Annotated in this window: 12 protein-coding genes; 7 read left to right on the top strand and 5 right to left on the bottom strand. The window is 65.7% G+C overall.

Annotation, left to right across the window (positions count from 1 at the left end; genetic code table 11):
• Positions 1–244 precede the first annotated feature (244 nt).
• The 4 genes from E9536_RS27970 to E9536_RS27955 all read left to right on the top strand — a co-directional run bounded on the left by E9536_RS27970 (position 245) and on the right by E9536_RS27955 (position 3,416).
• On the top strand, positions 245–1,162 hold the full coding sequence (locus tag E9536_RS27970; RefSeq protein ID WP_247873517.1) for an SDR family oxidoreductase: 918 nt from the start codon (positions 245–247) through the stop codon (positions 1,160–1,162).
• 491 nt (positions 1,163–1,653) lie between these two features.
• A complete protein-coding gene (locus E9536_RS27965; protein WP_136471473.1) occupies positions 1,654–1,953 on the top strand; it encodes an antibiotic biosynthesis monooxygenase family protein in 300 nt (99 codons plus the stop codon).
• 72 nt (positions 1,954–2,025) lie between these two features.
• Complete coding sequence (locus E9536_RS27960; RefSeq protein WP_136471407.1) at positions 2,026–3,042, top strand: NADP-dependent oxidoreductase; 1,017 nt, start codon at positions 2,026–2,028, stop codon at positions 3,040–3,042.
• 62 nt (positions 3,043–3,104) lie between these two features.
• Positions 3,105–3,416, top strand: coding sequence for a DUF3331 domain-containing protein (locus E9536_RS27955; protein WP_081066181.1), 312 nt, complete (start codon positions 3,105–3,107; stop codon positions 3,414–3,416).
• A 36-nt stretch (positions 3,417–3,452) separates the two neighbouring features.
• Here the strand turns inward: E9536_RS27955 and E9536_RS27950 are convergent, their stop codons facing one another.
• From E9536_RS27950 to E9536_RS27935, 4 genes are all read right to left on the bottom strand, one after another.
• Entirely contained in the window at positions 3,453–4,313 is an 861-nt protein-coding gene (locus E9536_RS27950) for a fumarylacetoacetate hydrolase family protein (RefSeq protein ID WP_136471405.1), read from the bottom strand.
• A 106-nt stretch (positions 4,314–4,419) separates the two neighbouring features.
• On the bottom strand, positions 4,420–5,796 hold the full coding sequence (locus E9536_RS27945) for a cytochrome c (RefSeq protein WP_136471403.1): 1,377 nt from the start codon (positions 5,794–5,796) through the stop codon (positions 4,420–4,422).
• A gap of 8 nt (positions 5,797–5,804) precedes the next feature.
• Positions 5,805–7,583: a GMC family oxidoreductase gene (locus E9536_RS27940; RefSeq protein ID WP_136471401.1), complete on the bottom strand. Its 1,779-nt coding sequence runs from the start codon at positions 7,581–7,583 to the stop codon at positions 5,805–5,807.
• 7 nt (positions 7,584–7,590) lie between these two features.
• Positions 7,591–8,154 carry a gluconate 2-dehydrogenase subunit 3 family protein gene (locus E9536_RS27935; protein ID WP_247873516.1) on the bottom strand — a complete coding sequence of 188 codons (564 nt, stop codon included), beginning with the start codon at positions 8,152–8,154 and terminating at the stop codon, positions 7,591–7,593.
• Positions 8,155–8,851: 697 nt separating this feature from the next.
• On the opposite strand from E9536_RS27935, the gene E9536_RS27930 reads away from it, so the two are divergent.
• Positions 8,852–9,817, top strand: a complete 966-nt coding sequence (locus E9536_RS27930; protein WP_060082737.1) for an enoyl-CoA hydratase/isomerase family protein — start codon at positions 8,852–8,854, stop codon at positions 9,815–9,817.
• A gap of 151 nt (positions 9,818–9,968) precedes the next feature.
• Complete coding sequence (locus tag E9536_RS27925) at positions 9,969–10,115, top strand: DUF3096 domain-containing protein (RefSeq protein ID WP_021157720.1); 147 nt, start codon at positions 9,969–9,971, stop codon at positions 10,113–10,115.
• Positions 10,116–10,214: 99 nt separating this feature from the next.
• Here E9536_RS27925 and E9536_RS27920 read toward each other — a convergent pair whose 3' ends face one another.
• Entirely contained in the window at positions 10,215–12,023 is a 1,809-nt protein-coding gene (locus tag E9536_RS27920; RefSeq protein ID WP_136471399.1) for an alkaline phosphatase D family protein, read from the bottom strand.
• Positions 12,024–12,275: 252 nt separating this feature from the next.
• On the opposite strand from E9536_RS27920, the gene E9536_RS27915 reads away from it, so the two are divergent.
• Positions 12,276–14,753, top strand: a complete 2,478-nt coding sequence (locus E9536_RS27915; RefSeq protein ID WP_136471397.1) for an AsmA family protein — start codon at positions 12,276–12,278, stop codon at positions 14,751–14,753.
• The last annotated feature ends 25 nt before the right edge of the window (positions 14,754–14,778 follow it).

The following is a 14,778-nucleotide window of genomic DNA, read 5'->3' as shown; positions in this document are numbered from 1 at the left end:
AATGCGAGGGCCGACATGGCGGTCGAACCGTGACGCGGATCATACGACTGAGTAGACCAGTCGTCTAGCGAGGGCGCGGCGCGATTTCGCGCTTTCCGATCGGTCCCGTTTGCGGTTGACGCGGCGCGCATGGTCACGGCGAACGGGGTATCCGCGCCCCGCAAGGGCCGTGTCATAAGGCGTTCGCCGGAGTCGGGCGTCGCTGCGACTGACGGCATGCGGCCGCTTTCGACCCGTGTCGTCGATGCGGTCCGCCTCCCCATTCGGGGGGGGGGGCGTTGGCTGCGGGAAACGCCGTAACGTAGTCGGCAAGATCGCCGTCCGGGCGGGTCGTCCGGCCGGGCGCGCAATCATCGTGAACCGAGCGGGAGGATGCATGACCAGAACGGTGTTGATAACCGGTGCGGGGTCCGGATTCGGGCGAGGGGTCGCGTTCGCACTGGCGGAGCGGGGGCATCGCGTCATCGCGTGCGGCCAGATCTGGCCGCAGGTCTGGGCACTGCGTCAGGAGGCCAAGGCGCGCGGCGTGGACATGCAGGTCATCAAGTTCGATGTGACGAACGAAATCGATCGTGCGCACGCATTGACGCACGAGATCGATGTCCTGCTGAACAACGCGGCCATCATGGAGTCCGGCCCGCTCGTGGAGGTCCCGATCTCCGTGTTTCGTTCGGTCTTCGAAACGAATGTCTTTGCGGCGCTGGAGGTCGCGCAGGGATTCGCGCGCAGGATGGTCGCGCGCGGGCATGGCCGGATCGTCTGGATGTCGTCGGTCGCGGGATTGATCAAGGTGCCGTTCGACGGTGCTTACGCCGCGTCGAAGCATGCCGTCGAAGGCATCTGCTCCGCGATGGCGGAAGAACTGCAGCCTTACGGCGTCGAAGTCGTCACGATCAATCCGGGTGCCTATCGCACCGGCTTCAACGATACCGGCATGGAAAGCATGGATCAGTGGTGGGATCAAGGCGAGCGCGTCGTCGCCCATTGGCCGACGCGCGAACTGAATCGGCAACACGATCCCGCGGAAATGATCGACGCCATCGTCACGGTGATCGAGGCGGAGGCGCCGCCATATCGCACGGTCAGGCCCGAATCTGCCGAGCAGCTCGTGCGCGACGAACAGGCCGCCGCATGGCAGCGGGTCGTCGGCGACAAACGGTGACCGGCTCGAACGAACGCCCGTCGGTCGGCGAGTTCGGCATGCGTGGCTGCGGGTTGCCGCCGGCCTCGGGTGCCGGTGCTTCCAGAGGTTTTTTTCACCCCCCCGTACTGGGGGTAGAGCGGTCGGCAGGACAACGCTATCGTTGGCTCATCGTCGCGACGGGTCGAAACGATGCAGGCCGGCCGGTTCGTTTCGAGCGGGTGCGGTGACGTCGTCCGGTTCCGGAGCGAGACTGCGCAGCATGAAATGGCTCGATCGTTCCGCACCGACCTCATCTGCCGATCCGACTGCGGCTGAAAAACTGCCAGGACGTCGTGCTGAACCGCGCATGAACCCGTCGACGATTGCGGCGCGTTCGCCTGTCCACGCGAGCCGGCAGCAGGGCAGCACGCATGCACGCGCCGCCCACCCGGAATGTCCGGCCCGGGATCGATGCCGGCATCGTGTCAATTGCACTGCGCGACGGTTCGCGTTGCGCGGAGAAACCCGCCATGATTTTTGAAATTGCCCAGATCGAGATCCAGGAAAACCGAGAGCTGGAATTCGAGCGCGCGGTCGCCGAGGCGAAGCCGCTCATCGAACGCGCCCCCGGTTGCCATGGCTTGCGCCTGTATCGCGGTATCGAGCAACCGTCGCGCTACCGCCTGATGGTGCAATGGGAAAGCGTCGCGCTGCACGACGCCTTTCGCCAGACAGCCGATTTTCAGCGTTGGCGCGAGCTGGCCGGCCCCTTCTTCGTGGGCCCGCCGTCGGTCGAGCACGTGAGCGAAGTCCGAATCGCCGGTGCATGAGGCGCGGCACGCCGCCGCATCCGTGCGGCGTGCCCGGCCGGCGCCCTGGGTTCTTGCAAGGAGAGAGGGGCGGTGAGGTTCTCCACGATCAGCACGCAGATTCAACTGGCGAGACGGCCGAACGGCCAGCCGGTCCCGGACGATTTCCTGACGGTCGAGGTGCCGCTTCCGGCGTTGGCGGACGGCGAGATTCGCGTACGCAACGAATACGTTTCGGTCGATCCGTACATGCGCGGCCGGATGGACGACCGGCCGTCGTATGTCGAACCGTTCAAGCTGCATGAAACGATGACGGGCGCCGCGGTCGGCCGTGTGACCGACAGCGCGTCGAGCACGTTCGCACCCGGTGATCTCGTGCTGCACCGCTACGGCTGGCGCGACATCGCGCAGGGCGCCGCAGTCGAATTCACCCGCGTCGCGGACTTGCCCGACCTGCCGAGCAGCGTTCACCTCGGCGTCATGGGCGCAACGGGCATGACGGCCTACGTCGGGCTGCTCGTGGTGGCACGCATGCGCAAGGATGAAGTCGTATTCGTGTCCGCCGCGGCAGGCGCGGTCGGCTCGCTCGCGGGGCAGATCGCGCGGCTGAAAGGCGCCGCGCACGTGATCGGCTCGGCAGGGAGCGACGAGAAAGTTGCCGTGATGCGCGAACGCTACGGATACGATGCGGCGTTCAACTACCGGCGCGCGCCGGTGCTCGAGCAGCTGGCGGCCGCGGCACCGGCAGGTATCGACGTCTATTTCGACAACGTCGGCGGCGATCATCTCGAGGCGGCCTTGTCGGCCTTCAATTACGGCGGGCGGGCGGCGATCTGCGGCGCCATTTCGCAGTACGACCGCGTCGGCGTGTCGCCCGGGCCGCGGTTCATGGAAAACGTCGTCTATCGGAGCCTGACGCTGACGGGCTTCCTGCTGCACGACTATCGGCAGCACCGCGACGCGTTCGTCGACGAAATGGCGGCGTGGTTGAGGGCCGGGCAGATCGTGCACGACGAGACGATCGTCGACGGTATCGCGCGCGCGCCGGAGGCCTTTATCGGGCTGATGAACGGGACCAACACCGGCAAGATGCTGGTCAGGATCACGTGACCGATTGAACACGCGCGGTCGACCGGGCCCACGGCTCGACCGCACCGGTTTGCGGGTGGGACATGCCTGATGCGATTTCACGACTGGACGACGGGCCGCGCGTGGGTTCCGCCCGCGAGTTCGCGGGTGCCCGGGTGACGGTGCTGGAATGCGACGGAAGCGTGCTGGTGGTTCGTTGGGTCGAGCCCGGCGTCCGGCACTTCGGCGAGCAGCGCTGGCGGCGTGTCGTCGCGTCACGCCGCGGCATCTGCGTGCTGACGCACTTGCCGATCTTCCCCGGCGACGCGGTGTTTCGTCCGGCGGAGCGGCCGAGGCCCACCAACGCCGGCGCGATGATCCTCGCGAACGATGCGCTGATCATGCAGCCTGGCTAAACGCGTGCCGGCGCGCGCTGCGCCGGCCCGACCGGATCACGATTGCACGACGGTATTCCTGAGTACGCCGATTCCCTCGATCTCGACCTCGCACACGTCGCCGGCGCGCATCCAGCGCGGCGGATTGCGCGCCATGCCGATGCCCGACGGCGTGCCGGTCGCGACGACGTCGCCGGGCTCGAGCGTCATGACTTCGCTGATGGTGGCGATCAGCGTAGCGATGTCGAAGATCATGTCGTTCGTATTGGCGTCCTGCACGACGACACCGTTGAGCCGGGTCTGAAGCCTGAGACCGGCCGCGCCCGCCGGCAATTCGTCGACGGTCACCAGCTCGGGGCCGAGTGCGCCCGTTTCGTCGAAATTCTTTCCGACCGTCCATTGCGGCGTCTTGAACTGATAGTCCCGCAAGGTCGCGTCGTTGAAAGCCGTATAACCGGCCACATGGTTCAACGCATCGCTTCGCGCGATGCGCCGGCCGCCGCGCCCGATGACCACCGCCAGCTCGCCTTCGTGATCGAGTTGATCCGATTCCGTCGGCATGCGTATCGCGGCGCCGTGCGCGGTCAGGCTGCTGCGAAAGCGTGCGAAAAGTGTCGGATACGACGGAACCTCGTATCCCGCCTCGTGCGAGTGCTCGACATAGTTGAGCCCGACGCAGATGATCTTCGCCGGCCGCGTCACGGGCGGGAGCAGGGTGCAATCGGCCAGGTCCAGCGGCCGGCCGGCCAGCTGGAGGCGTTCGCTTGCCTGCGCCAGCGCGGCAGGACCGCCGGAAACGAGGGTGTCGAGATCGCCGGGAAAGTCCGGCTCGCTACGCGTCAGTCCGAGATAACGGCCGTCGCCGGACCGGATAGCGACGCCGGTGGCGCCGTCGCGGACAAAGCTGATGAATCGCATGATGGTTTTCCGATAATCGAGTCAAACAAGTGGAAGGCCCGAGCCGCGCAGTCCTTCGATCGCGTGCGGGCGATGGGCTCCGCGTGATACGGGCCGCCGCCCGAGGTCATTTGCCGGTCGAACCGGGCGCACCGTCGTCGGTCACTTCGTTCGTGACGGCGGCCCGAATCCGCTTCAGTTGCGCCGGATCGACCTGCCGCCGGACTTTCGCGACGTCCGATGCGCTCACCGTGCCGGCACGATTGCCCCAGCTGCCGCGGACGAACGTCGCGAGCTCGGCGACCTGCATGTCCGACAGCCGCCAGCCGAATGCGGGCATGGCCAGCGGCGCCGGATCGGATCGGGTCGACGGCATCCGCGAGCCGGTCAGAATCACGTGAATGACCGACGACGGATCGTCGGACGTGACCACCGCGTTGCCCGCCAGCGCGGGAAACGCCTTCATCGCGCCGCTGCCGTCCGAGCGATGGCACGCGTTGCAGTTGTCGAGGTACAGCAACGCGCCGCCCGTCTGCGTGACGCCCGAGCGCAACGCCGCGGTCGTATCGGACTTGACGGGAGGTGCCGCCGACGTCCGCGTTGCGCGACCGGGGCCCAGGCTGACAAGGTAATCGGCCACCGCGGCCAGGTCGGCGTCGCTGAAATACTGCGTGCTGTTCTCCACCACTTCGGACATCCCGCCGAACGCGGCGCTGCCGTGCGATCGTCCGGTGCGCAGAAGCTGAACGATGCTGTCCCGTGTGCGCTCGCCCGCGCCGTTTCCGTCGCCGGGGCGCAGATCGGGCGCATGCCAGCCCGCGAGCGTGTAGCCGCTCAGGTACAGGTCCGTCCCGCGTGCGTCCAGCGCCTTCTCCTGGCCCATCGGACCGTGAGGCGTGTGACATGCGCCGCAGTGCGCGAGCCCCTGCACGAGATAGGCACCACGATTCCACGTCGCGCTTTGCGTCAGGTCCTCGCGATACGTGCCACTGGGCCGGAACAGAAGATTCCATCCCGCGAGCAGCACGCGCAGGTTGAACGGAAAGTGGAGCCGTGTCTCGGTGTTCGGCTGGCCGATCGGGCGCACGCCGTGCATGAAGTACGCATAGAGTGCACGGGTGTCGGCGTCGCTGACCTTCGAGAACGACGGATACGGCATCGCCGGGTAGAGCAGGTGCCCGTCCTTCGCGACGCCTTTGCGCAGCGCGGCCGCGAAATCGTCGTAGCTGTAGCGGCCGATCCCGTGCGTGGTATCGGGCGTGATGTTCGTCGAATAGATCGTACCGAATGGCGTTTCCATCGGCAGCCCGCCGGCAAACGGCTGGTCGCGGCGCGACGTGTGGCATGCCACGCAATCGCCGACGCGCGCCAAATAGGCGCCGCGCGCGATCTGCCCGGCATCCTGCGCGTTCGCATCGGCCGGTCGCAACCACGTAGCCAGCGTGACGAAGGTACATAGCAGCCCGAATGAGATTCCGGCCAGTTTCTTGTATCGCTCACCCATTGCTTTTCCTATGTCGGTAGCAGCGGACCGGGATTCTTCAGGTACTGCTCGCGAATCGCGCGCGCCGAGAAATACGCTTGCGCGCCGACCATGCCTGTCGGGTTGTAGGCCCAGTTTTGCGGAAACGCGCAGGCTCCCGTCACGAATACGTTGTGGACGTCCCACGATTGCAGGTACTTGTTCACGACGCTCGTGTCCGGACGATCTCCGCAGACCGCGCCGCCCGTCGTATGCGTGGTCTGGTACGGCCGCATGTCGAAGTGATCGCCGATCTTCCCGGCGTGGACCGACATCGATTTCGGCTTCATCGCACGCGCGACCTGCTCGGCCTTGCCGGTGACGAAGCGCGTCATGCGCATCTCGTTGTCGTGCCAGTCGAACGTCATGCGCAGCAGCGGAAGGCCGTATGCGTCGCGATAGGTCGGATCGAGATCCAGGTAGTTCGTGCGGTAAGACATGACCGACCCCGCCGTACCGATGGAAAACGAATGCAGGTAGTTGTCCTTGAGCGCCTTCTTCCACGCCGAGCCCCATTTGGGCGTGCCTTCCGGCAGCAGGGTCTGGCCGATCGGGCGGCCGCCGGTGACCATCGCGCTGATATAGGCACCGCCGACGAACCCCGCGGCGGAATGATCGAAATGGTCCGCATTGAAGTCGTCGAATGCCTGGCCGCCGGAGCCGGCGCCGATGAACGGATCGATGTGGACGTCCTTGTCGAAGAACAGCGAGACCGCGCTGTTCTTCTGATAGGCGAAGTTCCTGCCGACGGTTCCCGTTCCCGTCGCCGGATCGTACGGCGTGCCGATCCCGGACAGCAGCAGCAGGCGCACGTTATGCATCTGGAACGCGCACAGCACGACGATGCGCGCCGGCTGAAACACTTCCCGGCCCTGCGCATCGAGATAGGTCACGCCGGTCGCGCGCTTGCCGTCCGAATCGAGCTGCACACGCGTCACATGGGATCGGTCGCGCAACTCGAAATTGGGTTTGGCCAGCAAGGCGGGCAGGATGCAGGCTTGCGGAGATGCCTTCGCATACATGTAGCAGCCGAAGCCTTCGCAATAGCCGCAGAAGTTGCACGGGCCGAGCTGCATTCCGTACGGGTTCTGATAGGCGATCGACGCATTGGACGCGGGAATCGGAAAGGGATGAAAACCGGCGTCGCGCGCCGCGTTCCGGAACAGCGTCGCCGGATAATTGTCGGCGAGCGGCGGGCACGGATAGTCGCGCCGGCGCATGGCCTCGAAGGGATTCCCGCCGTAGACGATCCGGCCGCGCAGATTGCCTGCCTTGCCCGACGTGCCCATCACGGCCTCGAGGCGCTCGAAGTACGGTTCGAGTTCGTCCAGTGAGTAAGGCCAGTCCTGGATCGTCATGTCGCCGGGGATGAACCCGGCGCCATATCGCTGCACGTAGTGCGAGCGGATCTTGAGGTCGGCGGCGTTGGCACGCCAGGTCGTGCCGTTCCAGTGCACGCCCGAGCCGCCTACCCCGGTACCCAGCAGGAATGCGCCGAGCTGCCGGTAGGGCAACGCGTCTTCGTTCGGCGCATGCCGGATCGTGACCGTCTCGTGCGCAAGATTCTGCATCAGCTTGCGCCGCTGAATGTAGGCGAGCTCGTCGGCGATGGCGGGGTACGCGAACTCGGGGCTCGTATCGCGGTTTGCGCCGCGCTCCAGGCCGACCACGGTCAGGCCGGCCTCGGCCAGCTCCATCCCCATGATCGAACCTGTCCAACCCATCCCGACGAGGACGGCATCCACTTCCGGCTTCGTGATTTGCGGCATATGCGTCTCAACCCTGTTGACCTTCGATGCTGACGGGCCCGTACGGGTAGCGCTTGCCGGTCCCGACCCAGTCGAGGAAGTCCGCCCTGGCCCCGGGAAAGCCGATCATTTTCCAGCTGCCCATCTCCTTGTTGCCGCCGTGTATCGGGTCCGACAGATAGCCTTCGCGGGTGTTCTCCAGCAGAAACGCGAAGAAATCCGCCGACGAGATCGCGTCGAATGCCATCGCGCCGGACTCCAGGCGTGCGAGCACGCCGGTTTGTTCCGCGACGGGGAGTTCGGCAAAGCGCTTGCCGGCGAACTCGTGCATGCAGCGTGCGTTCGTCGCCTGGATCCCGGCCCGATACAGCTCGCGCGGCGTGAGCCTCGACTGATAGCCGAACAGCGGGGAGGCCGCGCGAAACGGACCCTGCATGTACCAGTGCGCCGCGTAGCCGTAACCGGTTTCCAGTTGCCGGTCGATGAAGACGGGAACGTTCAGGTCGAGCGCACCGGGCCCTTCGTCGTCGTGCGGGATCAGGCGATCCACCGCCGCGAGTACGAAGTGCCATTCTTCGGGCGTGAAGAACACCGGACGATAGGTGTCGAGCCGAACGCCGCTGCCGGCATTTTGCGTCGCCGTCGGTGCCGGCGATGCGTCGTCGCCCGAATGGCACCCGCCTATCGCGACGGCGGCGGGAACGATGGCGACGCGTTTGAGGAAAACACGCCGGCCTGACTCAGGCGCCGGCTTGTCGCCGGATGATGGGCTTTTGTTCATGGATGGGGCGGATCATTCCGTGGTGTCGTCGGTGCGCGGCCACGAGGGTCTGCCGACCCTGCAGCGACAGCGTGCCGGTACGCACTTCAACAGGCATGAGTCGGGCGGATGCCCAGGAAGGGAGACGCGCGCCGGATCATGTGTCGAAGGGGCCATGCCGCCAAAAGTACCCATGGCCCGGCGCGAAGGCAGCCCCCTGTTCGGGGAGGGCGTGCAGGATCGACCCGCTCCGCGCTGCCGCGCGAGGTCGATCGGGGCGCCCCCCCACTTAGGGAGGATTCTTGCAAAGGCCCCGACGGGACGCGGATCATGACGTTGGCGAAGCTTGCTTTTTCAAACTGACGAATGCCGCTCAACGACGCCGGATTGCCGGCGCAGTCATTGCCATGCGCAGTGACATGGGGACCGCCGCGCCAGGGGATTGCAACTGCGTTACTTGATGCCGCCGCGGATTGCGAGCCGGGCGCGGCTCTGCCGAGGCGAGATGAAACCAACCCAGGAGTCTGCCATGTCGACTATCTCTCGACGTACCTTCGTCCAGTCAATCGGTGCCGCCACACTCGCGCCCGGTGTGTTGCTCGCGTCTTCGGAAGGGGGCGCTGCTCCCCAACCGTCCGCGCCATCGCAGGGGGGAGGCGGAAGCTATGCCGACTACAAACATATCCGGGTGACCCGCGATAGCGGCGTCGCCACGGTTACCCTGGACTATCCGCCGCTGAATCTGCTCGACGAGGTTCTCTCGGAGGAGTTCGACTCGCTGACCCGGCTGCTGGAACAGGATGCGAGCGTACGTGTCGTTGTCCTGCAGAGCGCCGTGCCGAAGTTCTTCATCGCTCACTCGGGCCTGCATCGTGTCGGCTCGGCGCCGAAAACGACTTCGAATACGCGCACCTTCCGCCTGACACAGATGCTTGGCGAGCGCTTGCGCAACATGCCCAAGGCCGTCATCGCGAAGGTCGAAGGGATCGCCCGCGGCGGCGGCTGCGAAATTGCGCTGGCCGCGGACATGTGTTTCGCCGCGATCGGCGAAGCCGTGTTCGGTCAGCCGGAGGTCGTGTGCGGGCTCGTCCCCGGCGGTGGCAATACGCAGCGCCTGCCGCGGCGGATGGGACGCGCCCGCGCCCTCGAGGTACTGCTGGCCGGGGAAGACTTCTCCGCGGAGCTGGCCGACCACTACGGCTATATCAATCGTGCATTGCCGGCCAGGGAACTGGGCCCGTTCGTGGACAAGCTGGCACGCCGCATCGCGACGTTCCCGCCCTCCACGATTGCACACCTGAAGCGGTCCGTGGACATGGGGTCCGACGTTTCCTTCTCCGAAGGCTTGCTGGTGGAAGCGCACGAGGCCGATCTTTGCGTGGCCAACGAAGCGATACAGGCGCGTGTGAAGGCGATACTCGCAGCCGGTGCCGAGACCTACGAAGGCGAACTCCACTTTCCGGACCTGTCCGCGAAGCTGCCCCCCGCCGATTGAGCGATCTGCGCGGCTCCGGAAGAGAAGGCTCGCCGATTCGAAGACCCGACGCGGCACGCGTCGAGTCAGGCATGGAAATCGCTCCGATACGTGGATCAGCGTCGCACCGACGCACATCCGATTTCGCGATCCACTGTCAGGAGGCCGCGCCATGCACGAATTCACGAACTGGAGCCCATTGGTTTCGCTGATCGCCGGGATTCTCATTCTGGTGGTACCGCGACTGCTGAATTACATCGTTGCGCTGTACCTGATCATCATAGGGTTGCTCGGGCTTTTCGGCGGACATTTCCACTGACGCGCCGCGCGGAACGGCCCTGTGCATGAGCGTACAGGGCCGCTTGCTCGAGTTTTCGGAGACGCGCAATGCCGCCGGGAAACGGCGGCGCGTCGGAACCTACATGTGCTCGACGCGTACCTCGACTGAATCCCTGGGCACGGTCAATCGCGTGCGGCCAAGCAATGCATCCGCGGGCGCGGCGCCGTCCGGGTTCAACGGCTTCATCTTGTTGAACGTGACGGAAAAGGAGTCCGCCGTGACCGTGGCCGACGCGTAACCCTGCGCGTCGTGGTCGGCGTGGCACAGATCGGGGTTGTTCGCCATCAGGAAGCGGTCGAGCCTGGCAGGCGTCGCCGCGATGGACGCGAGCGGTGTGCCGTTCCATGCCGCCTTCAGGTAGGAATAGAACGACATGCTGCTGATGCCGGCGCAGACGAAATCGACGATGACCGGCACCCCCGTCGCGGGATCGGGATCGTCCCGCACGATGCCGCACTGAAATGCATGCAGGTCTCCGGTGATCGCGACGACGTTATGGATCCCGTGCTCCCTCAAGTAGGCGAGCAGTTCGTGCTTGTGCGCGGGATAGCCGTCCCATGCGTCGCAATCGACCACGAGGCGGGCTCCCGGTGTCTGGGGTGCACCCGGCATCACGAACCACAGACGGTTCAACATCACCTCGTTGCCCCATACCTTCCAGGTTGCCGGCGAGCCCTTCATCGCGGCTTTCCACCATTGCGTCTGTTCCGGACCGAGCAGCGACGGCGGGCGACCCAACTGCCGGGCAAGACGCGCCTCGTCGCGTAGCAGTCCATCCTGCTTGACGAAGTAGCGCGAGCCGGCCGCGTCGTCACCGTGCACCGGGTCGTGCCCGTGCGCGCGCGCGATAGCCGCTTCGCTCACGACATGGTCGTCGCGATACAGCCGCTCGTCCGTCATCACCAGATGCATCAGCATGCCGAAACGAAAATCGCGGTAGATGCGAATGTTCGTGTACGACGGATTGTCCGGCTCGAAGCGCACGTCGCCCCAATCCACCGGCATGTACTCTGCCCACGCGCGACTGGCGTTGCGGCGCCGCCGGGTTTCCTGTCGCTCCTCGTTGGTGTAGACCTGATGGTCCTGCCAGCAATCGTCGGAAAATTCGTGGTCGTCCCAGATCGCGATCATCGGCAGGCGCTGGTGCAGTGTCTGCAAGCGCGAATCGGTACGATAGGTGCGATAGAGCGTCCGGTAGTCTTCGAGCGTGTCGGCATAAGCGCGGCCGTCCGCGAGCCGCTTGCCGTCGGGCAGGTGCAGCGGAGAATGTGCCGGCTCGGCCTGGCCGGGGGGAGAAGTCCCGACCGTTTCATAGATATAGTCACCCACGTGCACGACGAAATCGAGATCGCGTTCGGCGGCCATCAGCGTCATCGCCTGCCAGTGGTTGACGCTCCAGTCCTGACAGGTGAGCCACGCGAAGCGAACCCGTTCGTTGGCCTCGCCGGCCTCCGGTGCCGTGCGCGCGACACCGGTCATGCTGACGTCGCCGCCGGCGACGAACCTGTAGTGATAGGTCGTCTTCGGCGAGAGCGCCGTCACCTTCGCGCGCACGGTGAAGTCATAGATGGCCAGCGCCCTCAGCGGTACGCTGGCGACGAGCGTCGAGAAATCCGGCAGCGTCGATACTTCGAGCCGTAGCGGTACCGCGCGCGCGGCACTTCTTGCATCGTGCTGGTCGCCGCTCGGTACCGGCACGCAGCGTGTCCAGAACACGATGGAGCGATCGCGCGGATCGCCGCTTGCGACACCTTGCGGAAATTGACTGTTTTTTTTGCGCACGGTGCTGCCCGGCAGGCCCGCTGGTGAAACGTCGTACGGGACAGCAGCGGCGGCAGCCGCAATGGTAAAAAAGGCCGACGACTTGAGGAAATGGCGACGATCCATTGATCCTCCCGATCGCATCCCGCGGATGCAGGAAGCACTGCAGCAGGCGTCCGCTTCTCTCGCTCAACGAGCTTGCCGGCGTTACGCAGCGAGGGCAGGTAGTGCAGTCGATCCGGAACATTACTGCGAAGATCGACGCCTGAAAAGTCGTACGAACCCCATCTCGAAGGCGCGCACGCTACCTGGCGGGCGGATCCCGTATTCAGGAACACGAATTGCTGGATACGGTGCAGCAAACTCGGGGAGGGAGCAATGCACATTGGCCACACCGTCGGCAAGGTGGCCGCGTGGCTTGCCGTCATCGTCACCCTGGCGCTTGCCGCGCTGGTCATCTTCATCGTCACGTTCGACTGGAATCGAGCCCGGCCGTGGATCGATGACAAGGTGTCGGACGCGATCGGACGTCAGTTCGCGATCAACGGCGATTTGCGTATCGATTGGCGTCGGCCGGTGAGCGAGCAAGGCTGGCGCGCATGGGTGCCGTGGCCGCGATTCAGTGCACGCGATGTCACGATCGCCAATCCCGATTGGGCGCGCACGAAGTATTTCGTCGCGCTGGACATGATCAGCTTCGAAGTCGAGGCGCTGCCGCTGATGGCACGCCGCATCGTGATTCCTGCAATCGACCTGGTCAATCCGTCCGTCGACCTCGAGCGCATCAGGGACGGGCGAGTCAACTGGACGCTCAAGCTCAAGAGCCCCGCGCAGCCGGGCCGATGGACGCTCGACCTGCATCAGATCGCGTTTGCCCAGGGTCGTCTCGGCTACTACGATCAGCAAAAGCAATTCGATCTGAGCGCCGTGGTCGACACGCTTGGCCAGCCGATCCCGTTCGGCGCGGTGCTGAAACAGCAGCAGGCGTTGGCGCAACACGAATCGGCGCGGACCGTCGGGCCGGCAGGTCAGAAAAAGCTCGCGGCCCAGGCGCGCGCCGGCCCGGCGCAACCGGCGGTGCCTGCGTCGGGTGCCGAGGCGGCGTCCCGCGCATCGGCCGCGGCGTCGCAAGCGTTGGCCGCTGCGTCGCATGCCGCGGCGACGACATCTCGCACCACGATAGCCCCGGCTGCATCAGGCCCGTCGACGGCATCGAGCGCGTCAACAGTGGCCGCATCGGGCGCAACGGCTTCGGCGACAACGAGCGCATCGACGGGCGCAGCACCCGCAGCATCTGCCGGCGTCGGCACGTACGCGATCGGCTGGACCGTCAAGGGGACCTACAAGAAAGGCGCGGTCGCCGGCACGGGCAAGATCGGCAATGTGCTGGAGGTGCAGGGCGCGCAACACCCGTTTCCGGTTCAAGCCGATTTGCGCTTCGGCGATACGCACCTGGCGCTCGTCGGCACGCTGACCGATCCGGCTCACCTGGCGGCGGTCGATCTTCGACTGTGGCTCGCGGGCACCAGCATGGCCAAGCTGTATGACGTCACGGGCCTCACCCTTCCCGAAACCGCTCCGTATGCGACCGACGGCCGACTGGTCGGCCAATTCCGGGCATCCGGCAACGTCTTCAAGTACGAGGACTTCACGGGACGCGTCGGCGGCAGCGACATCAACGGCTCGTTGGTCTACGTTTCGCGCGAACCGAGGCCGCTCTTGTCCGGTACGCTGGTGTCGAGGCTGCTGCAGTTTTCCGACCTTGCGCCGCTCATCGGCGCCGACACGAATGCCAGCAAGGCGCGGCGGGGCGCCGCCGTCGCGCAGCCCGCGAACAAGGCATTGCCGGTCGAGGCATTCCGCACGGACCGCTGGAAGAAGATCGACGCCGACGTTCGATTGACCGGGCGGCGCATCGTCAAGACCGCGAGCCTGCCGATCACCGACCTGTCGACCCACGTCGTGTTGCACGACGGCGTGCTGACGCTCAACCCGCTGAACTTCGGCGTCGCGGGGGGGACGCTTGCTTCGAACATCCACCTGGACGGCAGCGGCACGCCGCTCAAGGGGCGGTTCTCGCTGCAGGCGCGACATCTGAAACTCAAGCAACTGTTCCCGACATTTCCGGTGATGCAAACGGCGCTCGGCGAGGTCAACGGCGATGCCGCGCTGTCGGCCACCGGCAATTCGCCGGCGGCACTCGCCGCGACTTCCAACGGGGAAGTGAAGACATTGGTGACCGACGGCACGGTGAGTCTCTTGCTGATGGAAGCCGCAGGGCTGAACGTTGCAAACGTGGTGTACGAGAAATTGTTCGGCACGCGCGACGTCAGGATCAACTGCGGTGTGGCCGACTTCGTGGTCACCAACGGCGTGCTCGACTCGCGCGTATTCGCGCTCGACACCGAGGATGCGGTGATCGGCATGGATGGCAACGTGAACCTGCGGGACGAGACCATGAACCTGACGATCCATCCCCATACCAAGGGATTCCGGGTGATATCGCTACGCTCGCCGCTGTACGTCACCGGGTCCTTCAAGCAACCGCACGTCGGGGTGAAGGCGGGCGCACTGATCGCGCGTGGCGGTGCCGCGATCGGGCTGGGCTTGCTGAATCCGCTCGCCAGTCTGCTCGCGTTGCTGCAGCCGGGCCGCAGTCGCTCATTGCCGTGCGGGCAGATGCTGGCCGACATGGAGCAGCGCCCGACGGCGCCGCCGCCGGGCGTCCGACAGGGAAAGAAGGCTGTCCCGGCGTACATGAACGCGCCGCTGGCTGCTTCTGCCGCTTCCGCGCCGGCGGGTGCCGAACCCGGGCATTCGACGCGGGCGAACCGGGGTTCCTCTCATGACCGGTAACGCCACGTGCGCGGTCCGTTCCCGC

The organism is Burkholderia sp. LS-044 (assembly GCF_004803625.1).
GTDB classification, from domain to species: Bacteria; Pseudomonadota; Gammaproteobacteria; order Burkholderiales; family Burkholderiaceae; genus Burkholderia; species Burkholderia cepacia.
Note: the sequence above shows the minus strand (reverse complement) of the source record. Positions and strands in the feature narration are given on the sequence as shown.